The 25,643-nt window shown below is 54.9% G+C and carries 13 protein-coding genes and 2 pseudogenes; 7 read left to right on the top strand and 8 right to left on the bottom strand.

Going from position 1 to position 25,643, the window contains the following annotated elements:
* Nucleotides 1-2,334: 2,334 nt before the first annotated feature.
* Nucleotides 2,335-3,333, bottom strand: coding sequence for a zinc-dependent alcohol dehydrogenase family protein (locus EKM85_RS08730; RefSeq protein WP_125586000.1), 999 nt, complete (start codon nucleotides 3,331-3,333; stop codon nucleotides 2,335-2,337).
* Nucleotides 3,334-3,916: 583 nt separating this feature from the next.
* Here EKM85_RS08730 and EKM85_RS08725 point away from each other — a divergent pair.
* Nucleotides 3,917-4,924, top strand: a complete 1,008-nt coding sequence (locus EKM85_RS08725; RefSeq protein ID WP_125585998.1) for a LacI family DNA-binding transcriptional regulator — start codon at nucleotides 3,917-3,919, stop codon at nucleotides 4,922-4,924.
* 245 nt (nucleotides 4,925-5,169) lie between these two features.
* On the opposite strand, the gene EKM85_RS08720 is transcribed toward EKM85_RS08725, so the two are convergent.
* The 6 genes from EKM85_RS08720 to EKM85_RS08695 all read right to left on the bottom strand — a co-directional run bounded on the left by EKM85_RS08720 (nucleotide 5,170) and on the right by EKM85_RS08695 (nucleotide 17,387).
* Nucleotides 5,170-5,448, bottom strand: coding sequence for a helix-turn-helix domain-containing protein (locus EKM85_RS08720; RefSeq protein WP_125585996.1), 279 nt, complete (start codon nucleotides 5,446-5,448; stop codon nucleotides 5,170-5,172).
* Nucleotide 5,449: 1 nt separating this feature from the next.
* Nucleotides 5,450-5,809, bottom strand: coding sequence for a type II toxin-antitoxin system RelE/ParE family toxin (locus tag EKM85_RS08715; protein WP_125586006.1), 360 nt, complete (start codon nucleotides 5,807-5,809; stop codon nucleotides 5,450-5,452).
* Between the two features lie 776 nt (nucleotides 5,810-6,585).
* The gene (locus EKM85_RS08710; protein WP_164510725.1) at nucleotides 6,586-12,342 is read right to left on the bottom strand and encodes a mucin-binding protein; all 5,757 of its coding nucleotides are present in this window, start codon (nucleotides 12,340-12,342) and stop codon (nucleotides 6,586-6,588) included.
* A gap of 547 nt (nucleotides 12,343-12,889) precedes the next feature.
* Nucleotides 12,890-14,305, bottom strand: coding sequence for a glycoside hydrolase family 1 protein (locus tag EKM85_RS08705; protein ID WP_125585992.1), 1,416 nt, complete (start codon nucleotides 14,303-14,305; stop codon nucleotides 12,890-12,892).
* A 258-nt stretch (nucleotides 14,306-14,563) separates the two neighbouring features.
* A complete protein-coding gene (locus EKM85_RS08700) occupies nucleotides 14,564-15,418 on the bottom strand; it encodes a fructosamine kinase family protein (RefSeq protein WP_125585990.1) in 855 nt (284 codons plus the stop codon).
* Nucleotides 15,419-16,040: 622 nt separating this feature from the next.
* Entirely contained in the window at nucleotides 16,041-17,387 is a 1,347-nt protein-coding gene (locus EKM85_RS08695; RefSeq protein WP_125585988.1) for a threonine/serine exporter family protein, read from the bottom strand.
* A gap of 983 nt (nucleotides 17,388-18,370) precedes the next feature.
* Between EKM85_RS08695 and EKM85_RS08690 the strand changes: the two genes are divergently transcribed.
* From EKM85_RS08690 to EKM85_RS08680, 3 genes are read left to right on the top strand one after another with little or no spacing between them, the layout of a single operon-like run.
* Nucleotides 18,371-19,255: a hypothetical protein gene (locus EKM85_RS08690; RefSeq protein WP_125585986.1), complete on the top strand. Its 885-nt coding sequence runs from the start codon at nucleotides 18,371-18,373 to the stop codon at nucleotides 19,253-19,255.
* A 2-nt stretch (nucleotides 19,256-19,257) separates the two neighbouring features.
* Nucleotides 19,258-19,992: a hypothetical protein gene (locus EKM85_RS08685; RefSeq protein WP_125585984.1), complete on the top strand. Its 735-nt coding sequence runs from the start codon at nucleotides 19,258-19,260 to the stop codon at nucleotides 19,990-19,992.
* A gap of 45 nt (nucleotides 19,993-20,037) precedes the next feature.
* Entirely contained in the window at nucleotides 20,038-20,766 is a 729-nt protein-coding gene (locus EKM85_RS08680; RefSeq protein WP_125585982.1) for a hypothetical protein, read from the top strand.
* Between the two features lie 456 nt (nucleotides 20,767-21,222).
* On the opposite strand, the pseudogene EKM85_RS11755 reads toward EKM85_RS08680, so the two are convergent.
* Nucleotides 21,223-22,252 (bottom strand): annotated as a pseudogene (locus tag EKM85_RS11755) (IS30 family transposase).
* 801 nt (nucleotides 22,253-23,053) lie between these two features.
* Between EKM85_RS11755 and EKM85_RS08670 the strand changes: the two are divergent.
* The 3 genes and pseudogenes from EKM85_RS08670 to EKM85_RS11745 all read left to right on the top strand — a co-directional run bounded on the left by EKM85_RS08670 (nucleotide 23,054) and on the right by EKM85_RS11745 (nucleotide 25,536).
* The gene (locus EKM85_RS08670; protein WP_125585980.1) at nucleotides 23,054-23,947 is read left to right on the top strand and encodes a glycosyltransferase family 2 protein; all 894 of its coding nucleotides are present in this window, start codon (nucleotides 23,054-23,056) and stop codon (nucleotides 23,945-23,947) included.
* A 176-nt stretch (nucleotides 23,948-24,123) separates the two neighbouring features.
* Nucleotides 24,124-24,918, top strand: a pseudogene (locus EKM85_RS11750) (oligosaccharide flippase family protein); the annotation flags it as partial.
* 192 nt (nucleotides 24,919-25,110) lie between these two features.
* A complete protein-coding gene (locus EKM85_RS11745; protein ID WP_449824222.1) occupies nucleotides 25,111-25,536 on the top strand; it encodes a hypothetical protein in 426 nt (141 codons plus the stop codon).
* The last annotated feature ends 107 nt before the right edge of the window (nucleotides 25,537-25,643 follow it).

The raw sequence follows: 25,643 nt of genomic DNA, 5'->3' as shown, positions 1-25,643 counted from the left end.
GCTAACCAATACTATAAGATAACAGGTCATCTCGACCCGGCCCGATCTGGGTGGCTAACTTGTTCTTGCAATTTACGAATTATTAGCATTTACCCCACTTTAAATCTTCGTAATTATTATTTTATTCTAAAGAACCGGTCTGTCTTGCCACGACGGACAGCTGCCCCGGCAGCGTGGCACGAATCGCGGTCGGGCCTGGTCTTGGCGGTGGTGGCGGCAGGGAAAATGACCACCACCGCCAAGCGCAGCTGAAAGCGGCGCGACCGCGCGGACGTTTTTTTAAGGCGGACCAAACGCGGACGAATTGCGGATTGGTACTTAAAATGACTTATTCATGAAAATTATATTCGCCAAACAGACTTTTGCTGGCGGGCCGCCAAGCCGCGCCGCGACGGCAACGTTATTGATACACGTGCGGGAAACGTGGGATAAGCAAGAAAAACGCTTGGTTTATCCGATTGCTACAGGTGTCCAAGCCTGGCCAATCTAGGCACCGTTGGTTATTGTAACGTGTTCGTGTCATCATGAACGTAGTATCATTTTTGGCGAATTATCATTTATTATATTTTCGTTGCCATTTTGGGTAAATAATATATAATAATCATGTTGCAAGTGAAGGTTTCGGGGGAGATCTTTGCGGGAGTGTTAGACTGATCGCTGTCATGAGGGCTAATCACCCGCATGTCTGTGTGACTGAGCGACATGGCGATCCCCAGGTACAGGGGATCGCCTTTTTTTATGAGATGAGACGAATCAAATCGCCGGCATCTTTTTCCATCCAAGTCCGAGGGTGCTCCCCCACCTTTCGGCAAGCTGCCTCTGGCGGCTGGCACCAAGCCGCTCGACTACCCATCGAACGGTCCCTCCTCCAAAGGGAAGCCCGGCTCACAATGAGTCGGGTTTTTGTTTTGCACCTGGGGAGCGGGCAGGGCGGCCTCCGCAGGAAATGGGCTGGAACGTGGTGGGCACCGCTTCGAGCCCGCAAAAAGCGCGGTCTCTCAGTCGGGCCAACTTGTAGGCGGCAGAGCCGCCAACAAGTTTTTCACCACTGAGCCCATTTCCTGCTCCGGCCGCCCGGCCCTTGGTGCCACCGTGAACGCGCGCTCTTTAGTTGGCGGGCGGGTTGAGGTGGCCTGGACAGGCTAGCCCTGAGCTAAAATTGGCTGTCGGCGGCAAAATACCCAGCCTATCGGATGAAGATAGGCTGGGCACCATATTATAATCTATAATTTGGACGAGTGATCTTAATACCAGCAGCGACCTGAGCTTCATTGGTATCGAAGAAGAACACATACCCCCTGGCCGCTGTGCTGCAAACGGAACGACTAGAATAGGGAAAGGTCAATATCTAGAAACTCAGTATGAGCGCTCTAGCTCGCAGCATTCGGCAGGGCTGGTGTTATCCTTCTGACTACGGACTGAGGTTTCGGTCCTCGTGTGACAGAAGCGTGTTTGGTCGCACCAATCTTATAAGACATCAGCGACTAGGCTAAAGCCCTCTTGTGTCGCGAAAGAGGGAAGTCTCATCCACCAGAAAACGGCAGCTCAGTCGCAAAACTGAACTGCCGCAAAGGCTATCTGGCTCCGGCCGCCCGGCCCTTGGCACCACCATGAACGCGCACTCTTTGATTGGCGGGCGGGTTGAGGTGGCTTGGACAGGCTAACCCTGAGCTAAAATTGGCTGACGGCAAGAGCAAAGAGCCCGGCCTATCGGATGAAGATAGACTGGGCACGGTACTACAATCTAAAATTTGAGCTGGTGATCTTAATACCAGCAGAGACCTGAGCTTCATTGGTATCGAAGTAGGGCACTTACCCCCTCGCGCGGTGCTTTGAATGGCACGATTCTAACAAGACAGGGCCAATATGCGGTAGCTTAGTATGTTTAGATGAACTCGCCAGAACAGGTATTGTCGCGTGGCCTGCAGAATGGCATGTCAATCTTCGCATGATGAGCAAGACGATTTCGGTAGGGCCAAAATTTTAATGGATTAGCCAGCAGGTCAGGCTAGGCCTTTCTCTGTGGCTGGTTGGGCTCACTCACCAACAACTGCAGCTCAGTCGCACAACTGAACTGCCGCAAAGGTCATCCTGCTCCGGGGCAGGGTGGCCGGAGCAGGGAGGGGGCTCGCTTCGCATGTCAGCCAGTACGGCGTGCCGCCTACTGGCTGAGCAAGCAGTGAAAAACTTGTTGGCGATTTATCGCCTACAAGTTGGCCGACCTGAGAGACTCGCTTGCGAGGCTCGAAGTCGTGCCCACCACTCTAGCTTCGCGTCGCCAGCCCATTTCCTGCGGAGGCCGCCCTCCCCCAGTTAACCTTGGCCCACTGCAAGTTAGCCGACCTTGACGACCGCCTTGGAGACGCCGGCGACCTTGCCCTGGAGCACGGGCTCAACCTGGTCGAGGGTGAGTTCGTGGCTGATCAGCGGATCGACGTTGACCTTGCCGCTGGCCAGCAGGGCGATGGAATCTTCGAACGCGTGCGGATTGATGAAGGAGCCCTGGATGGTCAGCTGCTTTTGGTAGATCTCGTAGGTGTTCATTTCAAAATGGGCATCCGGGTGGCCGACCCCGAACATCAGGACCTGGGCGCCTTTGCGGGTCGCGTTGACGGCCTGTTCCTGCGTCTGCGGCTTGCCGACCGCCTCGATGACAATATCGTAGTCGCTTGGCAGGGTGTCGCGCGTGGTGTTGTAGGTGTGCTCGACGTTGAACAGTTTTTTGTTCAGCGCCAGCTTGTCGTCGATGATGCCGGCCAGGTCGACTTGGTGCACGCCGTAAGCCTGCAGGATCTGAACGAAGAGCTGACCCATGAAGCCGTCGCCGATGACCAGCGCCTTGGCGTAAGGGGTCAGGTGCAGCAGCTGCACGCCGTGGACCGCGCAGGAAATCGGCTCGATGGTCGCGCCGGCCTTGAAGGAGACGTTTTCAGGCAGCTCGTAAACCACGGATGCCGGGGCGGTGAAGTACTCGGCCAGGCCGCCGTCGCGGGTGACGCCGACCGCGGAGAGGTGGTCGCACAGCTCAGGCCGGCCGGTCCGGCAGTAGAAGCACTGCCCGCAGTAGAGGTTGGGGTCAACGGTGACGCGATCGCCGACTTTCACGTTGGTGACCTGCTCGCCCACCGCGGCGACGACCCCGGCGTTCTCGTGGCCGAGCACGATCGGCGGCACTGCGTTTGCAGAACCTGGCAGGCCGTTGTACAGCGCGTGGTCCGTGCCGCAAATGCCGGCGTACTTGGTTTGGACCAAGACCTCGTTCGGCTTGACGTCCGGCTTTGGCAAATCCTTGATTGCCATTTTCTTAACAGCAGTCAGTACTAATCCTTTCATCGCGATGTCCTCCATAAATTAGATAAGATGCGCCCTGGGCAAGCCGTGATGGGGGTCGGCCAGGATCTGGGGGAACGTTTACGCAAAAGCGGTAAAAATGAAGCCGCTGCCGGCTTGATTGAGGCGCAAAGTGATCAATGCGTAAACGTTTACCCAACGCTCATTTCTCATTCTAACCGCTTTCACTCGATTGTAAACCCTTCATCGCGAAAAAGATCAGGTCAGCGAATCACCGGGGGGCTGCGGATACGGTTACGCAAGTTGCGGTGGGGCTGACAAGGCCCGCGGCCAGGGGCGTCGTGGTCCGGAGACGGAGATGGCCGATCCGCCTGCATGTTGACCAAGGTGGCAGGACGCTCGGCCGGGTCCGCGCGGATTTTGGCGTGGGGGCCCAGCCGCCGTGATGTTTGGCCCAGGCGCCAGGACGTAGCCAGGCCTGTCCGGATGTTGCCGCGGGACCCCGGGCGTCCCCCGCCTAGGCCAGCCCCTTTTTCCCGCTTCTCATTCCCCGGCAAGACAGCTAGAATGAAAGGGAGTGCGAATGCGCTTACGCGAAGGCGTACGCAGGTGAGGAGGAGCAATCATGCGGGTGACGATCGAGGATATTGCCAAGCAGGCGGGGCTGTCGGTGGCTTCCGTGTCGCGGATCTTGAACAACACCGGGCGGTTTTCCCAGGCGACGGCCAAGCGGGTGCGGGCCATCGCCGCGGACCTCGGCTACTACAAGAACCGCTCGGCGGCCGACCTGGCGCGCCACACCCAGACCACGCTGGGCGTCATCAACTACCCGGCGGAGACCGACTCCAATTTTCACGTCATCCGCGGCATCACCGAGGAGGCGCGGCAAAGCGGCGTCGACGTGCTGATCATGATCGCCGAGCGGGACGACCAGGCGACCATTCAAAAAGTTGCGCAGGACCTGATCGAGCGGCGCGTCTTCGGGATCCTTTTTCTCTCGCTCCATCCCGACCAGGCGATCATCGACCTGATTAAGCGCGCCGGCATCTACCCGCAGGAAGTCGCCAGCACCTACGCGCTCGACATGTCGTACGTCTCTTCCAACGACTACCAGATGGGTCAGCTAGCGACCCGCACGCTGATTGAAAAAGGGTACACGCGCATCGGCTTTGTCGGCGCGGACCCGGCGCGCGACATCGTCGGCACGCAGCGCTTCGCCGGCTACCAGGCGGCGCTGGCCGCGGCGGGCATCACGTACCGGCCCGAGTGGCTGTTCGTCGGGGATGGCAAGTACAGCTACCAGTCCGGCCTCGCCGCGGTGGCCTACTACACCGAGCACGCCGCCCTCGACGCCGTGTTTGCGACCTCCGACGACGGCGCGCTGGGCGTCATCAACGGCCTGATCGACCGCGACGGCGCCTTCACCCACCAGTGGGGCATCATCAGCACCGATGGCTCGCAGATCTGCGAGCAGAGCCGCCCGAAGATCTCCAGCGTCACCCAGGACTTCAACCTCATCGGCCGCATGGCGGTGGCCGAGGCGGTCCGCGCCATCGACGATCCGCCGCAAGCGAAAAAGCAGATCGACGTGCCGTTTAAGCTGGAGCTGCGGGAGACGACGCCGGGGAAATAGGGCGCGAGCTGGCCGGCATTCAGTCTGCTCGCTAGGCAAAGAACTGGGCCTGCCAATCGTCAAGTCAATGCGTTACAATAGCTTAGTGATTATGAAACTCAATTATCTCACCGCCGGGTGGCTCCCGGCAACAGAGGATGGGCGCTTATGGGTGCCCGTTTTTTGTTACCGGACAGACAAAGAAAAGCGTCAGTCTCGAAAGTTTCGAAAACTGACGCTCACAAACACTGAGACATTTATATAGCTTAAGTGAACTCAACTTTGAGTTTCTTCCCAAGTGCAAATGCAATTTTGCTCATGGTATCGAAGCTAGTATTCTGCCCGTGTTCAATCCGTGCAATTGTTGATTGGGGAACGTCTGCACGTTCTGCAAGTTGTCGTTGCGTCAAGCCCGCACGTTTACGCTCATTCATCAACGCTACTGCGCTCTCAAGTTTAGCGGACTCAGCGTCAAAGCCAGCTTTGAACTCAGGGTCTTTAAGTTGTTTAGCGAGATAATCGTCAAAAAGAATGTTCTTTGCCATTTTACTTACCTCCCAAATTATCGTAATATTCCTTCCTGAGTTCTTTAGCATGATTAAACTCAGACACAGGCGTTTTCTGAGTCTTCTTCGTGAAACCATGCGTTATCACATAACGCGAACCTTCCACATGAAAGTACAAGCCACGCTGGATATTCGATCCTGTTGTCCGAAGCTCAAAGATGCCATCTGAGATTTTTCTGATCCACATTTGGCGCGCTGCAACTTGCAAACCAAACTTCTGGGTCTTGGCAATTATGGTGACCAATTTCTGCTTTTCTACGGGTTTCAAATTGTCCAAGAATTCCAGGAATTCGTCGTGTCCACTTGGACGCGTGTAAAACTCGAACTTAGGCTTTTCCATGAACTCAGTATACATCAAGTCGGTCATAATATCAATATATGCCATCAAGATCAACCACAGTAAAGTATCTCAATGATACAACCTAGTCATATTTAAGAACGTATGAATCATATAGCGACTTAAAGATATCCGGTAATGTAACTACTTCAACCGCTGGGATTTTACTTGATGAGTGTCGAATATTAGCAATAATTGTGTGTAATCCGATATCGATCAATTTACCAGTTTCAATCTGAACAAAACGGTCTTCCGCTTTTAGAAAGACGATTCCACTAATCAGCGATTCATACTTCTTAGGAGACAATCTAAGAGATTGACGACGCGGAGTGTCCTCAGGTACTATGAAACTACAATAGCGGTGTCCCTTTTCGGAGGGCACTTGGGGCCAGGGACTAGGAGAGACGGTAATAACCGTTTCGATCATTCGCTGGTCTTTTTTGACGGTTTTGGTAAGTCCTTGCCGGAATCCTGCTTGCCTTTGGGTGGTAAATCGATGCGGTTGCTACACTCAACTTGGGAAATCGATGCATTAGTTGATGAGCGAAATGATAGGCGCCAGCGGGCATTACGACCAGTGTCTTCACGAGAAGACAGCTATGCTTTAACCTCTGGAGGCTGGACCATGTCACTTTGGTCCATCGAATCGTTGACACGCCACTGTGACATTATCGACATCCCCCACCAGTACTACCCAACGCAAAAGGCTTCTCGAGAAACTGCTCTCGAGAAGCCTTTTTAAGGGGGAAAAATAGGGAGTGCTAAAACTGGCTGTCCGACTAGGCCTTGCGCTTAGCCAGGGCGCCCAGGCCGATCAAGCCGAGCAGGGCGATCCCAAGGGCGGCGATTCCTGCGTGCTGGGCGTCCCCAGTCTGAGGAAGGGTCTTGCCGGCGGTCCGACCAGCTGGCTGGTTCAGCCCGGTCAGCGCGCTGCCGTTAGCATTGCTGCCAGCGGCGCCCTGGGCAGGCGTGCCGCCCACGGTGCTTTCCGGCGTCACGGTGACAGAACCACCCAGCGAGCCCTTAGGCGTCGTGGTGTCACCGCCCAGGCTGCCTTCAGGCGTGGTTGCTCCTTCTGGGGTCGTGGTGTAGGCCACGATGAGCGATGCGCCCGGCTCGTTTGGCACGGTCAGGTTCTGGTTCGGTACCACCGTGTAACCCGGAATGTCTGGCAGGTCGCCGGCACTGATTGGGGTGCCAGGGTTGCCGACCAGGTGAATCGGGTTGCCGATCGGCTCGCCGTTCGGGCCCTCAGGCTGAACGGTGTACGGGATCGTGTACGGCGGCACGGCGACCTTGGTGATGGTGTGGCTGTACTTGACCGGCACGGTCGTATTCGGCGTGCCTGGGACATACAGCGGCTGGTTCGGCACAAGGTCGTAGCCGGAGCCAGGAAAATCAGGGATGTTGTCCTTGGAAATCGGTTCGCCAGGGTTGCCGACGAGCTGGATCGGGTTGCCGATCGGTTCGCCGTTGGGCCCTTCAGGCTGCAGCGTGTAGCTGATGGCGAACGGCGGCACATCGACCTTGGTGATGGTGTGGCTGTATTTAACCGGCACGGTGGTATTCGGCGTGCTTGGTACCTTCAGCGGCTGGTTCGGCACAAGATCGTAACCGGAGCCAGGAGTTTCAGGGATGTTTTCCTTGGAAATCGGTTCGCCAGGGTTGCCGACGAGCTGGATCGGGTTACCGATTGGCTCGCCGTTCGGGCCTTCAGGCTGCAAGGTGTACGCGATGGCGAACGGCGGCACATCGACCTTGGTGATGGTGTGGCTGTATTCAACCGGCACGGTGGTGTTCGGGGTGCTCGGCACTTTCAGTGGTTGGTTCGGCACAAGGTCGTAACCGGAACCAGGGAATTCAGGGATGTTTTCCTTGGAAACTGGCTCGCCAGGGTTGCCGACCAGCTGGATCGGATTACCGATTGGCTCGCCGTTCGGGCCTTCAGGTTGCAGGGTGTAGGCGATGGCGAACGGCGGTACATCCACCTTGGTGATGGTGTGGCTGTATTCAACCGGCACCGTGGTATTCGGCGTGCTTGGCACCTTCAGCGGCTGGTTCGGCACAAGATCGTAACCGGAGCCAGGGAATTCAGGGATGTTTTCCTTGGAAATCGGTTCGCCAGGGTTGCCGACGAGATGGATCGGGTTACCGATTGGCTCGCCGTTCGGGCCCTCAGGCTGCAAGGTGTAACTGATGGCGAACGGCGGCACGTCGACCTTGGTGATGGTCTTGCTGTACTCGACCGGCACTGTCGTATTCGGCGTGCTCGGGACCTTCAGCGGCTGGTTAGGAACAACATCATAACCGGTGCCAGGAAAATCAGGGATGTTGTCCTTGGAAACTGGCTCGCCAGGGTTGCCAACGAGCTGGATTGGGTTACCGATTGGCTCGCCGTTCGGGCCTTCAGGCTGCAGGGTGTAGCTGATAGCGTACAGCGGCACATCGACCTTGGTGACGGTCTTGCTGTACTTGACCGGTACCGGCGTATTCGGGGTTCTTGGTACCTGCAGCGGCTGGTTAGGAACAAGATCGTAGCCTGTGTTAGGGAAGTTGGGGATGTTTTCTCCGGAAACCGGTTCGCCAGGGTTGCCGACGAGATGAATTGGGTTGCCGATTGGTTCGCCGTCCGGGCCTTCAGGGACAAGCGTGTACGGAATTGCCGAAAGATTATCCGGTTGGTCGACCTTTTCGGCAGTCCAAGTCTGGATGCCGTCGCTCAACTTCACTTCGTAGTATTTCACGGTCACGGTTTGGTTCTCGCCATTCGTGAGCGTGCTTGCTGGGATCGTCGCCTGGTCTGGAGCAAAGTCCTTAACGAACGGACTGATTACATAAGGGACCTGAGCGTCGGTTGGGGTTGATTTCCAGTCGTTATTGTACGTAACTTCGTGCGTAATCGCATCCTCAGTCCCTGTGCGGCTAAAGGTGACGGTTTGGGTTACTGACTTTGATACCGTCTCGCCACCATCAGCTTTGACATAGTTAATGGTTCGGGTGCCCGTAGCAGTCAATTTTGTCGAATCGGCATCGTGTGGGTCCTGTGGGGTGACCGGCACGGTGTCATGTGCCAAGTGGATGTCGATTACTGGAGCGTTTGGTGCGAGCGTGTAAGGAATCTTGTCAGCTTGACTCTTAGCTAGGACATATCCCGCAGGTGCAGTAGCGGTGTAGGTCTTGGCTTCACCTGTCTTACCAGTCTGTGATACCGGACCGCCTACCTTTTCGCCGTCCTTATCATCGTCCACATACTGGAAGAGTTGTGTCTCATCCGCGGCAGTATATGTGACGGTGACGGTAGCACTTGGTTTGCCGTTGGCATCTGGGGTGCTAAATGACGCTGCTGAGACAGTTTGCTGATCTGGAGTGTAGCCTGCAACCGCTGGGCTATTCACGGCCTCAACAGTGCCGGTTGACCAATCGGAAAAGACAACTTTCTTGCTTACCAGATCTTCAGTACCAGTCCGTGTTAAAGTGGCAGTTTGGGTTTGTGTTGCCGGAGAAGGCACTTTAGTCGGGTCGTCGCTATTGACATACTTGATCTCACGAGTGGCTGTTGCACTGAAGGCCTTTGGATCAGCGTCATGCGGATCCTTCGGGGTGACTGGCACAATGTCATGTGCCAAGTGGATCTTGATTACAGGTGCATTGGGCGCAATGGTGTAACCAATCGCGTTCTTTTGGCCATCAGCCAGGACATAACCTGCGGGTGCAGCAGCGGTATAGGTCTTGGCTTCGCCTGTCTTACCGGTCTGTGACACCGGACCGCCTACCTTTTCGCCGCCCTTATCATCGTCCACATACTGGAAGAGTTGTGTCTCATCCGTAGCGGAGTATGTGACGGTGACGGTAGCACTTGGTTTGCCGTTGGCATCTGGGGTGCTAAATGACGCCGTCGGGACGGTTTGCTGATCTGGAGTGTAACCTGGAACCGCTGGACTATCCACAGCCTCGACGGTACCGGTTGACCAATCAGAGAAGGTGATTTCTTTGGTCGCCAGGTCCTCAGTGCCAGTTCGTGTTAAATTGGCAGTTTGTGTTTTTGTTGTCTGAGAAGGCACTTTAGTCGGGTCGTCGCTGTTGACATAATCTATCTCACGAGTGGCCGTTGCACTAAACGCCTTTGGATCAGCGTCGTGCGGATCCATTGGGGTGACTGGCACAATGTCATGTGCCAAGTGGATCTTGATTACAGGTGCATTGGGCGCAATGGTGTAACCAATCGCGCTCTTTTGGCCATCAGCCAGGACATAACCTGCGGGTGCGGTAGCGGTATAGGTCTTGGTTTCACCTGTCTTACCGGTCTCTGATACTGGATCGTCAACATTTTCGCCGTCCTTATCATCGTCCACATACTGGAAGAGTTGTGTCTCATCCGTAGCAGAGTATGTGACTTTGACGGTAGCACTTGGCTGGCCATCGACATCTGGGGTGCTAAATGACGCCGTCGGGACAGTTTCCTTATCCGGAGTGTAGCCTGCAACCTCTGGACTATTCACGGCCTCAACGGTGCCAGTTGACCAATTAGAGAAGGTAACCTCTTTGGTAGCCAGGTCTTCAGTACCAGTCCGTGTTAAAGTGGCAGTCTGTGTCTTTGTTGCCGGAGAAGGCACTTTAGTTGAGTCGCTGGTATTAACATAAGTGATTACCCGAGTGGCCGTTGCACTAAACGCCTTTGGATCAGCGTCATGCGGATCCTCTGGGGTGACTGGCACAATGTCATGTGCCAAGTGGATGTCGATTACAGGGGAATCCGGTTTGAAGGTGTAATCAATCGTCTCCTGTTGACCATCGGCTAGGATATATCCGGCAGGTGCGGTAGCGGTATAGGTCTTGGCTTCACCTGTCTTACCGGTCTCTGATACTGGATCGCCGACATTTTCGCCGTCCTTACCATCGTCCACATACTGGAACTGCTGTGTGACAGTCTGAGTCGTCTCTGTTGACCCCTGTTTTTTGAAAAACAACGTGACAGTTTGTGAGCCTTTGGTAAAGCTGGTGACGTTGCCTTCCGTCCGATCGTAATCATAACCAGCAATGGTCTTGTCTTCGGTCGTTAAAGTGAAGGGAGAACCGGCAGCCCCGCCGACAGTGGTATCAGCTTTAAGTTGAGTACCATCCTCGGCCTTATACTTGATGGTGATGGTCCCTTGGGTGACTTGTTGAATGTACAGGTGTTCACTGTAAGAGTACGAAGTTGTTGCGCCTGGAGCCAGCGAAAGTTTTGGCGTCTCATACTCAATTGCTGAATCTGGGCCCGTCCAGCCGCCAGCCAGTTCTGCAGCTGCAGCTTCGTCCATTGCAGGGCTGTGTAACGCATCTCCATTAACGTGACCTGAAGCTGGCGTTTGCATTAACATATCAGTTGTTATATAGCCGGGCCAGCGCCCTGCGATCAGAGTATCGTTGTCGGTTGGCGTTAAATATAGGGTTAAGCCAGCGGGATTATCTGGTCTGATGTTAGTGAGGTAAGCCGAACCATCACCATTCGCATAAACTGAAACACCATCATCAGGGGTTCCAGAGACAGTATTGTCGCTCTTGTTGATTGTCGTGATTGCAGTGTCGAGGAGGGTCCCAAACTTGACATTCTCTATCGGTGTCTTGCCGTTATTTGTTACAAACACAGTATGGTTAAATGCGCCACTAGCATCAATTGAGAGAATCTCCGTAATGCCTACGCTACCATTCCCGTCTACATCCTCGTCACTAATATCTTTGCGGATGTATTCTTTACCATCGGAGCCTTGACCCGCGTAGTATGTTGCCTTTGTTTGTACCGGCTGTTGTACTCGCACATATTTGCCAGTAGAGTCTCGCAGATAGTAACTGCTGGTCGTCGTAAAAGAAGTTGGGTTACGAAAAGCGTAACCATAGGCGTAGTTCGAATTCGTGTCATCTGCGACCGTGTTATAAATTAGTGGTGCGCTCTCTTGAGTATCGATTACTCCTGGAATAGGACCACTGAAAGCGGTGAAAGTGTACGTCGTGTCGCTGTCTGTGATTGACTTGGATAGTGTCGGGTACGAGTCTCCTGCTGACGGATTTACAGGTGTCCAGGTCAGCGAATTCAGCCACGTTGCTGAAACTGGGTCCACCGCGGTCTTGAACTGTTGCGTCTGGGCTGTCGTCTCCAGGCGGGCAGTCTCCGCTTCCGCCGGCTTCGCGGTACTCGGTGTTGCGGCTTCCTTGGCAGGCTCCGCACCAGTTGCCGCTGGTGCAGTCGATTGTGCCACTTCGGCCGTCTTTGCTTCATCTACGTTGGCCTTTACAGCGCTTTGGGCTGGTGTGGTGTCCGCGGTTTTCACGGAATCACTCGCAGCGCTGGCCGCCGCGGTCGTCGCATCCGCCTGGCTACCTTCATCCGACTGGTCCGCCTTATCCGCACTTGTACCTACAGCGGTAGCGTCTTCGGCCTTCGCGGGCTGCTCCGCCGCATCCGAGGCGGCAGGGGCGCTTTCGGTCGCCACGATGGCTGGCTCGCTGGCGGCCGCGCCAGTGGTGGCAGCTTGGGCGGACTGGCCCTGAATTGACATCGCAGCACCCACTGCGATGACCAGGGACGTTAACCAAACGCCCTTACCCTTGAACAACTTAACGCGTGAAGCAATTTCAGGCTCCTGGCGTAACGGATTACGCTTTGAGAGCTTACGAAAATCTCCAAGCATATGAATCCCACCCTTCCAAAGTCAATTCTTAAAAATAAATATGTTAATGCCTATCTAACGACCTCATTATATGTATAAGAGCGGAATAGTTCAATTGATTTACTAAAAATAAAGTAGCTGAAATCAACCGTTTAGAGGATTATACACCCTGTTTTGAGACGGACTGATACCTAGAGCGACGGCAGGTAGCGAGGCTTTGCAAGATGGTTAAGGCAGTAACCTGTTTCGGGATGAAATAACAAGCTAACTCGCCAGTTTGGGCGAGAGTCAGCCAGTATCCCGTCATTTGTTACTTCACCTAGACGCAAAGACAGCGCGGCCGCTTCCTTTTCCGGGAAGCGGCCGCGCCATCTTTTCATCTGCTCAGCTGTAGCCATTTAGCCATTGATGGCATACCGGCTGCCAAGCGAAACGGCTAGTCGTCAAACACCGACTCCCCGTTGCTGGCGATGATCTGCTTGTAAGCCTCGAAGCTGTCCTTCTTGCTGCGGGCGAGGGTGCCGTGGCCCGCGTCGTCGCGGTCGACGTAGACGAAGCCGTAGCGCTTGCTCATCTGGCCGGTGCCGGCGGAGACGATGTCGATCGGGCCCCACCAGGTGTAACCCATGATGTTGCAGCCGTCCTTGATCGCCTCACCGATGGCCCGCACGTGCTGCTTTAGGTAGGCGGCACGTGCCGGGTCGTGGATGCTGCCGTCGGGCTCGACTTTGTCCTTCATGCCCAGGCCGTTTTCGACGATGAACATGGGGCAGTTGTAGCGGTCCTGGACCAGGTTGCAGATCCAGCGCAGGCCGAGCGGGTCGATCTGCCAGCCCCAGTCGGTGGCCTTGAGGTACGGGTTCGGCCGGCCGACCACGCCACCGGTATCGCCGTAGATCGGGGTGCCATCGGCATACGTCGAGGAGCGGTAGTAGGAGAAGCCGAGGAACTCGGACGGGTAGTCATGGATCAGCTGGAGGTCATCCGGCCCCATTTTTAATTGAAAATTGTGTTCCTGGAAAATCCGCTTGGCGTAGCCGGGGTACGCGCCGCGCAGCTGGACGTCCGCGGAGATGAACGTGCGCCGCTGCAGCTGCATGGCGCCGAACACGTCCTTGGGCGCGCAGGTCGCCGGGTACACCGCGGCCTGGCTCAAAGACAGCATGATGCCCATGTGCGCGGTCGGCATCAGCTGCTTGGCCAGGCGCACCGCCTTGGCGTTGGCCACGTACATGTTGTGCTCGGCCTGGTACATCTGCGCCGTCTTGTGGTCCGCGTCGCCGGAGACGGCGATCGCCGCGGCTGCGTAGGGGATGGTATGCGTATTATTCATTTCATTAAATGTCATCCAGTAATGAACAATATTACCGTAGCGGGTAAAAAGCACCCGGCAGTACTTCTCGTACAGGTCGATCAGGTGGCGGTCCGTCCAGCCGCCGTACTTGTCGTGCAGCGCCAGCGGGGTCTCGTAGTGGCTGATGGTGACGACGGGCTCCATGCCCAGCTCGTGCATCGTCTTGAACAGGTCGTCGTAGTACTTCAGGCCGGCCTCGTTGGGCTCGGCCTCCTCGCCGTCAGGAAAAATGCGGCTCCAGGCGATCGACGTCCGGAAGCAGTTAAACCCCATCTCCTGCATGTACTGCAGGTCGCCTTGGTAGCGGTGGTAAAAATCGATCGCCTCGTGGTTGGGGTAGTACTTGCCGGGTAGCGGCTTTGGGTCGACCTCGCCGCCCAGCCCGTGTGGCGTCACGTCGCTGATCGACGGCCCCTTGCCGCCGGCCTGCCAGGCCCCTTCCGCCTGGTTCGCGGCAATGGCGCCGCCCCACAAGAATCCTTTAGGAAAAACAGTCATGTCTCTGCCTCCAAGAAAAGTTAATGCGCCGAATACACGCTGCCTCTATTAAAGCACTGCCAGAAGCCGCTTTCAAAAAAGGGTGTGAACCCGGAGCACGACTCCGTGAATCGGCAGCTGTCCCGCAGTCGCGTAGTCGCGCTCCGGGTTCGCAACGCCCGAGCATCTAGCTACGCAGAGCGCCTCGAAGCCAAAGTGCGGCTTCAATGCGCTCCGCTAGGCTAGCTGTCGGGCTAAGTGCGCGAACCCTCCGCAGCCTTACCTCTCAGTGATCCTTTCCAGCACCTGCGCCACCGGCCGGGCGTAGCTGCGCCCGAACTTGTCCAGGTGCACCATCAGCAGGTACAGCCGGTAAAAGTCGAGCCGCTGGCCCGCGCCGGGCGCAAGCGGCAGCGCCGCCGCGTAGGCCTGGTAGAAGCGCGCGTCGAAGCCGCCGAACACGGTGGTGATGCCGAGGTCGAACTCGCGGTCGCCGTACAGCGCGGCCGGGTCGATCAACGCCGGCTGCCCATCCGCCGTGAACATGAAGTTGCCGGACCACAAATCGCCGTGCAGCAGGACGGGCCTACTTTCATGCGCCGCCAGCGCGGCCACGATTTTCGCTCGGGCCGCCACGTACTGGGCGTGGTCCGCCGCGTCCCACAGGCCCTTGCGCCGCAGCGCCCGGTCCAGCACGTCCAGCCGGTGGTCGACGAACAGCTCGGCCCACGTTTCGGTCCACGCGTTGTCGAAGCTGACAGATGTGCCGGCGTAGGGCTGCTCAAAGCCGAAGCGGCCGGTCGGGCTCTTGACCTGGTGCATTTTCGCCACGAGCCGGCCCAGGTCCGCCTGGTCCCCGGTGCCGCTGGCCAGGTAGCTCAGCAGCAGGTAGCCGGCGCCAGCGATCGTGCCGTTGCCCAGCACGCGCGGCGCCGCGATGCCGTTCGCCGCAAACGCCTTCAGCCCGGCAATCTCCCCGGCGTAAAAGCTGGCGGGCTGATGCGGCTGCACCAGCAGGAACAGTGTGCGGGTGGCAGTCTCCAGCCGATACGCCTGGTTGACGTCGCCGCCGTGCACGCCCTGAAATGCCGTCACCGGCTCGATGGGGAGCTGGGCAAGCCAATCTTGATCCATAGTGATCACCTCGCGTCCATTCTAGCACCGCGGCTGGCGAGGGCTCGACATATGCGGAGCAGCCAAGCAGGGCAGGCGAACGCCTCGTTTGCGGAAGCGGAGAGCCTCACGCAAAAGCGCGCCCAAATCGTGCGGCGGACCGCGTTTCCCGGGGAAGACACAGGATAAATATTCAAATTGGTGCAGCGTTCGGCCCCAAGCCGTGCGGGGACTGCGGCTACGTGAATTCCTAAAATTGGCCGCAATGGGTGCGCGGCTCGGCTAAATTGGCGGCCACTCAAATTCAACTGCGGTCCAGTAATGCCGCTCCGGTAGGCTTTTGCCGCTGATCCCGCGCCAATTTGTCAATTTGTCGTGTCGGTCTGGCCGCAAAGTCGGTAAGTCTCACGATTTGGCGGCCCCTGCGCGGGTTTGTGCCGCGCAACCCGGACGATCGGTGCTGCCCAGATGCAGTCGGCCATGAAGCCCGAGACCGTTATCCACGCCTGACCATCGGCGCAAATTTCGGCGGCGCAAAAAAGCCGACAACGAGTGTCGGCTTGGTCATAAAGCGTACCGGTCTGAGGTTGCCCCAAGCCGGCACGCGAAGGCGTTCGCAACGCGGCGAACAGCATTTTCCCAGTCAGTCCGCGTGCCGCCAGCTCTTGTCCGTCAAGATCCGGGCGCAGGCGAGGCCGAGGGGCAGGGCGACGACGACCATCGCGGCTTGGACCAGCCAGGTGCCGCCGACGTCGAGGTTGGAGATGCCCAGATTGAACATCGCGCGGTACATGTACAGGCCCGGCACCATGATGACGATGGCCGGCACGGTCAGCGAGATGCGCGGGTAGCCGTTCTGCGAGTTGACCAAGGACGCCAGCAGCCCCGACAGCAGCGCCCCGAGAAAGGCGGCAGCGGCCGCTGGCATGGTGAAGCCGACCAGCGTCAGGCGAAGGGTGTTGGCCAGGGCGCCGATGACGCCGGCCGTGGTCGCCATTTTCACCGGACTGTTGAACATCAGGGAGAAGCCGAAGACGCCGCAGAAGCTGGCGACCAGGCGCAGGCCGAGCAGGGGCCAGAAGCTCAGGCCCAGCGGCAGGAAGTTGGCCGGCCGCAGCTGGATCAGCATCGCGACCACCCAGCCGGTGAGCGTCGCGACCACGATGGTGAGGATCGCGAACATGCCGCGCTCCAGTCCCGACCGCATGTCGAGCTTGGCCATGTCCAGCCCGGAGGTGATAAAAGGGAAGCCGGGGATGACGAACAGCATCGCCCCGATGTACCCGGCCTCGTGGGCCGCCGCGACGTGAAAGCCGAGCCGCAGCAGCGCCAGCACGCCGGCGTAGGTCAGGCACGCCGCCGCCACGCCGACCGAGACGTTGGCGAACAGCGTGATGTGCCGGTCGAGCATCAGCCGCCGGACAAAATTGCCGACGCCGGCCCCGAAGAAGGCGCAGAACATCTCGATCGGCCCGCCGCCCAGCAGGAACACGAAGGCCGCGCACGCCAGGGCCGACGCCAGGCCGACCTGCAGCGGGGAGAAGTGCCCTTTTTTCAAATCGATCTTGTCTAGCTCGGTGTGCAGCTGGTGGACAGTCAGGTTCGTCAGCGTCTCGGCGAAGTTGCTGACGAAGATCTCCATGGCGTGCAGCTTGTCCGTGTTGACGCCGCTGCTGGGCAGGGACATCGTCTGCGAGTAGTGGTGGCCGTGCTCAAAGCAGGTGTACTCGATCGAAATCAGCCCCACGTCGGCGGCGCAGGTGAGCCCGAGCGGCCGCGCGACGGTGTTCATCGCCTCGCGCACGCGCCACGCCCCGGTCCCGGCGCCCAGCAGCATCAGCCCCACGCGGCCGACAATGCTGGCGCGTTCGGCCAGGCTGGCCTCCGTCACCAGCAGGTCGTCGTCCTTGACGAAGTTGTGCCAGTGGATCGTCATGTGATGGTGGGCGTCCGGCACCAGGTCGGACGGGGATGTTTGATGCGCTGTCATGATGGCCTCCAAGGGAAAAAGTTTACGGTTAAGGTTACCACCGAAAAGCCCGTTGTGAAAGCCGCCACGCCACTTTCGCCGGATGAGAACGGTTCCTTTTTGGAAAAGTGGTGAGACGGCCAGATAGGGTGGCTAAACCCGCAGGAATGGGCGGGGACAAGCGGCCAGATGGGGGTGGCTAAACCAGGCTGGAGCGGTCGGGGTCAGGCCAATGGCGGGTATAGTTTGCAGCCCGCGGCCAATCTGCGCTTAAGGGCCTTAGCCGCGGCAGAAAACGGTTGGTCCTCGCCGCAGGCACGCCATCCTTATCGCAAAATAAGCAAGAAATGTTCAACCGAAACGATCCTAAACAAAAAGCCGCCTTTCCTGAAATTTCCAGGAAAGGCGGCCACGCACTTGTTTGGGGGGAAGTGCGGTTCGAATCCATACCAAGGGCACCATCCCTTGCGAAATGGTGTCCCGACCCTCGGGGTTTCCCCCGGGGGATTTATCTTTCCCGGTTGCCCGGGCCTACTACCGCCTTGTCGTTGCCGCCAAGGGTCGCTGTATTCAGTTAGGAGTGGTAGTAGCGTCCTGTCATGCGTCCTGAAAGGACCCCATGCTATTCACATGGTCTTCGTCGCCAAACCGATCGGAAGGCTCAGCATGCCTGATCTCCCCCATCACTGGGGTTGGACTGTCAGGCAGTTTCCGGGTGACTCTGACGGGGTTGTTCCTTCCTCGCCCTCCCATCATCCGCGTACAGAATAACGCGAAATGAAACCGCTGTCAACACTTTAATTGTCAAAGTTTTGTAAATTATTTTGAATGTAATTTCACAATCATACTCGCATTCTCGCGTCGTGGTCTTCGTGATATCGGTTTTTAGATGACTGGCCGACCAACATCAAATTCTATTGTTGAGTATTGCACAAGTCGAATTAGTTTCTTTTGACTGTTAAGGGGGTTAAGATTTCGCTGACAAAAACAAAGGAGTGATGTCAATGAATTCTGTTGTCAATATTCTCGATGTAGAGGGTTGGGTCATGAATGGCTACGCCCGGTTCGTGATCGACCCTGCCGGCGACGTGGTCCTCATGCCGATGATTGTCATCTACGCGGACCAGTTCTGGGATAAGCATGGCGGCGAACTGCCGCTGCCCGCTCAGCCCATCGAGCTGGAGTTCAACCAAGTCCTGGCGCGTCAAGATACGGTATGGACGCTAGGGGAACGTTTAAGGGCAAGGGGGCGGGTTGTGATGCTCAACGTTGCCCGGGCCACTCAGCAGCCAATCATCCGCCAGACCCGCGAGCGCATCGCGGCGGTGGACCGCAACGGCCTGATTACCTTCGACACCGGGTACTACCTCATGACGCTCCACCTGGCCCGTGCGGCTGTGCTGCGCGAGGCGTACGAGGCCGGGGAGATCGGCCTGAATGCGTTCCAGAACGCGGAGAATCGCATTTTTGCCCGCGATAAGCACGTCTGGCTCGAAGAGTTGGCGCGGGTGCACGACAAGCAGCTCAGCATCCGCCGCAAAGCGCTGCCGGCCCTGCTTAAGGGCAGCCGGACCGCGTACGTCATCCGCAACCCGACCAACGTCCAGCGCTCCGTCCTCACCCGCGCGCGGATCAAGACGCCTCGGGCCAGGGACCAGGATCCCCGGCGGCCGGGCAGTCAGGTGTTGTTCTATGCCACTTCCCGCGAGCCCAAGGTCGATAAAAAGCAGACCGTGACCGCGGTGCAGCGGGCCAAACAGCTTGAGCCTTTGCACCGCTTCCGCGAGAGCTGGCTGCGGGCGGACCAGCCGGCGGGCGTCTTGCCCCCGCCACCCCCATATTTAGTTGAGAAGCAGCAGTCATGGTTAGCATACGAGAGGAGCAAATAACCATGGTAAAGTATTTCTTCGAAGGTCGCATTACAGGCGGCCAATCAGCACCCATTCTGACCAAGGACGGTCGTCTGGGCACGCTCGACCTGGTGCGGATCACGATCACCGTGGCCGATCCAGACCTCGATAATCCATCGGAAAAGCAGTACGCAGTGGCCGACCGGATGGCCAGCTCGCCGCAAAATGCGCAGTTCTACCTGCCGTTTACGCGGACGTTTGCCCAGTCGACGGCCCGCATCGGCGAGTCGATCAGCTTCGCCGGCACGCCGCAGCCGATTGTCATGCTCACCCAGAGCAACCGCCAGCGCGCCTACATCGCCCGGGCCAAAATCGTCGACCGGGGCCGCTGGTGGCGGATGGACGACCCGCCCAAGAACATCCAGCACATCGCCGATGGCCTCGACACCCGGTTTGAAGCGGGTCTTTTGACCTTCGGCGCCTACCAGTCCCAGTGGAAGCAGATCACCAAGGTGAATGGCGTCACCCCGCGCGGCGTCCTCGGCCAACTCGCTGAGCAAAAGCAGATGTGGATGAACCTGATCCGGCAGATGAGCAACGACGACACCAACCAGGTCCGCCAGCTGATCATCCCGACGCCTGGCGAGGCCATGAACGTCACCACCACGCTGCCGGGCGACGACCTCCTCAACACCGACCCGGCGCTTTACGACACCGTGACCAAGCGCCACCAGCAGTTCGCCCATTGGCTCAAGCTGATCCCGGGGCAAGCTTAGCCGGGCCGTCTGTCAGCCCGCTTGACGGGAAAAAGGAGGCCGCACATGACAACGTATTACTTTGAGGGCCGCATTGCCGGCGGCCGCACGGAAACCGTGATGACCCAGGACCGCCGCTACGGCGATCTGAACCTCGTCCAGTTCGTGGCGACGGACGCCGACCCGACGCCGGAGAAGCCCACGGCCAGGGAGTTCAGCCGCGCCTTTAAAATGACCCGGCCGCCGCTCAACCAGAAGCTATACCTCTTGTTTGACCGGTCGTTCGTCGAATCAACGGCCCGCATCGGCGAAACCATCAGCTTCGTCGGCGAGCCGCAGCGGCTCCTGATCATCGCCCCCGCCAACCGCTACTTCACCGACGCCGTCCAGTGGCAGAACCTCGACCTCGGCCGCTGGTGGAAAACCGAGGCCCCCGACCAGCCGCGCCTGCGCCTCGGCGAGGAGATCGACGAGCGCTACCAGGCCGGCATGCTCACCCTCCCTGACTACCAGGCCGAGTGGCGCGCCCTTACTAACCGCGCTGGCCAAAAGCGCCGCGTCGTCAGCTCCCGCTTCATCGCCCAGCGCCGCCGCTGGCACGCCCTGTACCTCGACATGTGGGCCGAGCCCAAGAACGAGGTGGCCCAGCTTATCGTCCCGGCAGCGGGGGAGGACATCGTCGTGACACAGCGAATTCCCGGCGACGATGTCCTGCGGGTCGATTCTGCGCTGTATCTGGAACCGTATGGGCTGATGAGTGCGTTTGGGGATTGGCTAAGGCTGGGGCAGAAATAGGGATAATGACCAAAACGAGCGCCTCAGAGCCGTAAGAATCGGTTCTGAGACGCTCACTTTGGTGTCCAAAAAAATTGGACTTTTATGTCTTCTTGATTCTGAATTAAAGATATTCTTTTAGGCCAGCTTGTCTCACGATAAACAAGGTAATTTTCTTTTGTAATTTAAGGAGTTTCTCAACCCAGCCGATTCGCTTCAAGACAAAACTATAGAATTGATCAACGATTGTACATAGGGACCATATAGCAATGGCAAGAAAGAAGGTCAGAATACCAATAACAATTAGAGGTTGGGGTTCTGTGAGTAGATGCTGAATCCAAGAGTTTCCGAACAAAAATTTAATCGTAAATTGCAAGAACAAGTTACCCACCCGGATCGGGCCGGGTCGAGATGACCTGTTATCTATGGTATTGGGTAGCTAGCCGCGGCCGCCTTGGCTTTTCTTCTCCGGACTCGCTAGCATTCAGCATTGAAGACTTCTTCGGTGGTCTGAAGGTCTTGGTTGCGTCGTGGCAGTTGGTTGATCTTATCTTCGACTTTGGCTACAGCGGCGGGGCTCATCACATTTAGTGACTGACCGACCCTTAGGAAAGTCTCTGCGTACCATCTTGTTGTGAACTTCATTAGTACCTCGCTCACTGGACCGGTATGGATGTGCGTAGTAGATCGTTGCCACGCCGTTCAGCATGATTCAAGCTCAGCAAACTCGGAGCCGTTGTCTGCCGTAATGGTATTGATGATGTCTCCATATTCACCGATGATACCGCGCATCGCGCAGATCACTGAATCTGTATCACGGCCGTCGATAAGGAGAATAAACTGGAAGCGTGACTTACGCTCAATCAAGGTCATGATGACACTCTCTTGGCCGTTGCGCTTGCCTACGATCGTGTCGAGTTCAAAGTGACCAAACCCACGTTGGCCCTCGACTCGCTAGGTCGGTCATCAATACTTCTGACTTGAAGAATGCCCTTGTGGGTCATATTGGCATTCCGTTTTGTACGCCGAATGGTTTGCTCGAGCAGATCAATGTTCTTGATCTCTAGTAGCTGGGCCTCAATATAGTTGTAAAGCGTAGCCGTGAAGATCATTTGGCTGGCTGGTAAAGCTTGTCACGCTTCGCTCACCCAACCACTGTGTCAAGGAGACCAGCCATCCTCCTTGAAGCGTGCTGTGAAGTAAGCGATGAAGTCAGCTGCCTGAGTAAGCTTAAGTGGGTGCTGGCAGCGGCGCCGATTCTCAACATATCGCGCCTGTGCGGCCTCAGGGCTGTAAATACGTGAGTACTGGCGTTGAACATTAACTTTCTTAACCTGATTAATCTCACCACGAGCAAGCGCATTAGCCACCGTTTGACGACAAACGACGATCATCTTTGTATTGCACGATTAGACTTCTTCTCAGCATGTAAGACGGCAATTTGACTGCGTTCCACGGCAGTAAGATGGTGACCCTTGGGGCGAGACATGGTAAGCTGTTCTTGCATCAAGCCGATACCTCTTTCATTGTTTGTGTCGGAACTTCAATGATAACAGGTCGTGTCGACTTGGTGTCTTTTATTCTCTCGGTGTAGCGTCAATAGTGGCTAACTTGATTCTGAAACGTGGGTGACGTTATTAATTCTGTTTGATGAGAGAGATTAGACTGGTGAATTTTAGAAACCTGCCACCCTGTCGCGAGGATGAAGATGTTCTTTACTTCGTGGGCTTATAAGTAGTAGCACAGCACTATTTGCACAACAGTGTCAGTAGGTAGACAACACGAGTGTTGGGTTCTCTGGAGCCATTAAATAAAGGCCTCGCAGAGTGACGGAAAGGTCCATATCGAGATAGGATTTATGCGCGCCGTTTTTTGCGTGTTAGTTAATTCTAGACTTAGCGGGTACGAACTTTGTGGAATATTCGCAGCGATTACTCTCTTTGGTCTGGTGGGCATGATGGTAAATTGTGCGACCTAAAATGAAAGAATATTATACCCGGCATTGCGGATACAGATTCATGGCGTGCTTCCTCATAATCTTATTAGAGCCATATGCCGTCGATTTTTCAGAGCCTATTAGAATACTTAGTTCCATTGTTTGGTTTCCATCATAGTTAGCTGTGTACAAGTGACTAAGTAAATGTCTCTTCAAGCTCAGTTGACGTGAGAGTGATTAAAGATTATTTTTAGTTATATAATATTAGGGGGCTTTGGGTACAACTCTCACGATTTGAACGTGTAGTAACGTACTGACAATTAGAGTCTTTCCAAAGAATACAAATTATACAGTCTGCATCGGAGGGCCGAAATGCGATCAGAAATTGGTGTAGTAATTCTAAATTACATGCAATTTGAATTAACAAAGCGATGTGTCGAGAGTGTACTTCAGTCGCAGGATGTTTTGCCAAGGATAGTGATTGTTGATAATAATTCACAAGATGGCTCAGTTGAGAACCTTTCTAGAGCTTTTCATAATGACAATCGGGTAACGGTTTTAGAGTCAGGTGAGAACTTGGGTTATGCTTATGGTAATAATATAGGTCTTGATTATTTATGCAGAGAGGGACTGAATTTATTCTGCATTCTAAATAATGATGTGTCCGTGACCAACCACACATTTATGAACTTGGTTCGAGTATATCCACATGATAAACCTGCTGTAATTGGTCCTTGCTTATTGGAGGCCGATCAGGGTGACGGCTCAGTGGAGATTCAATCGATAGGGGCCTCTATTAATCTTTGGAAAGCGACTTCTGTTCTAAAATTCAATGGCAGACAGTTTGATAAACAGTTACGTAGTCGACTACCACAATTGATGGAAGCTGACTATATCTCTGGTGCGTGTATTTTCTTTAGTTTTCAAACACTTCGGACTGTTGGTAAGCTTCCTGAGAATTATTTTCTGTACTTTGAAGAGACCGAATGGTGTGTACGAGCTAAGAGAAAGGGCATTCTAGTTGCGGCAACGCCTAACGCAAGGGTATACCACGAGGGATCTAAGTCCGTTGGTAAGTCGTCAAAGTTACTGACATATTATCTGAATAGGAATTCGTTTTTGTTTATTCGACGCAATGGATCTATGCCGCAGCGAATTTTTTTCCCCATCTATCGGTTACTTAGGTTTGCTATTAAACGCGAAAGAAACTCATGGTACGGAATCCTGGCTGGTCTAAGACGAGAAGAAGGTGTCGCAAATGGTTGAGTCTGAAATGTGGCACCAAACTGTTGGGATTTAGTCCCCTATCCTATCTCAATATTTGTTGGTTACCTGAATAGGACGCTAGCGTCCTGAGAGCGGTTAATTAGGAACAACATTACAAACCTGACACCCAGTTATCGAGCATTTCACAATCGATAATCGCAAAAAATAAACGGTAAATGAAAAAAATAATAAAAAACTATTTATATACTTCTGCTTACCAGATCTTTACTATCATAATACCAATTATAACTTTACCTTACGTGTCCAGGGTTCTTCTACCTAAAGGAATCGGGATAAATTCATGGGTAAACGCGATTAACGCCTACTTTATTCTGTTTGCCGTATTGGGTATAACGACATATGGTCAGCGAGAGATAGCTCTGAACCGAGATTCGCATGAACGGTTATCTAAGGTATTCTGGGAATTAGAACTGGCTTCGTTCTTTACTAGCGTTCTCTCCTTGATGGTGTATATTGTTACAACCTTTGTGATATCGCAACATATTTCTTTGATGCTCATCTACTCAATAAGTATTGTTGCCTGCTTCTTTGATGTTTCATGGCTGTTCTCAGGAATAGAGAACTTTCGAATACTCATGGTACGAAACTTTCTAGTCAAGTTAGGATCGCTACTACTTGTTTTCGCCTTCGTGAATCGGCCATCTGATTTACCGGTTTACGTTTTCATTCAATCGGCGTCCACACTAGTCTCTAACCTCACACTTTGGCCGGCTGCGATCAGGCTGGTGGGGTGGCCGCAGCATGTATCACTGAATTTGATTTTTGTACGGATTAGGCATTCGGTACATTACTTTATCCCACAGGCTTCAATCAGTGCGTACGTGACCTTGAACAAAATTTTACTTGGTTTCTTATCCACGAAAACAGCTACTGGGTACTTTGATTCGAGCGACAAGTTATTGAGAATGATATTTTCGTTATTTATAGCCATGTCGACTGTGATATTGCCGAGGATTACTAACCTATATGCTAAGAAGCTGAGAAATAAAATTCGGATATTTATTGTTAATATATTGCAAGCTTCTCTATGGGCAATAATTATTGTTATATTCTTAGTTGAGGCTAATTCTCGACTGATCGTATTACTAGTTCTGGGCTCAAAGTTCAAAGACATGATTCCTGTGATTCAGATGGCCGCATTCATGCTAATCCCGATGGTCGTTTCAAATGTACTAGCAAATCAATTTATGGTTCCCCTTAACAGGATTTCAGAGTATACAAAGTCAGTTATTATTGGCGCGTGCTTTAATATTATAATTGAATTACCTCTTATATTTTACTACAGCGCGATGGGGGCAGCAGCAGCTTCTGTTTGCTCTGAGGTTGTTGTTGCCGGTATCCAGATTTACTACTGTAGGGAAGACTTTGAATTTACTCGAGTCTTTGAGTCGGTATTAGGTGTTTCTATTATTGGGCTTGTCCTCTTTGGTATTGCTACTGTAATGAACGGAACTATCGCGAATCTCTTCCTGGCAGCTATTATCTCAGTGGCTCTCGCTCTGCTCTATTTATTATTTACGTTTAAGTGGCTTAAGGAGAGAATCAATAATCTTATTCAAGCATCTTAAATAACAACCTGCAAAAAAATATTGCAGTGTATATTGCGCTTTAGTAGCTACAAATTCATGTGGGCCACGAGTAACGATGACATATTATCTGTGATTCTTGGTTTCTT

Source organism: Lacticaseibacillus jixianensis, from assembly GCF_003946485.1.
GTDB classification, from domain to species: domain Bacteria; phylum Bacillota; class Bacilli; order Lactobacillales; family Lactobacillaceae; genus Lacticaseibacillus; species Lacticaseibacillus jixianensis.
Note: the sequence above shows the minus strand (reverse complement) of the source record. Positions and strands in the feature narration are given on the sequence as shown.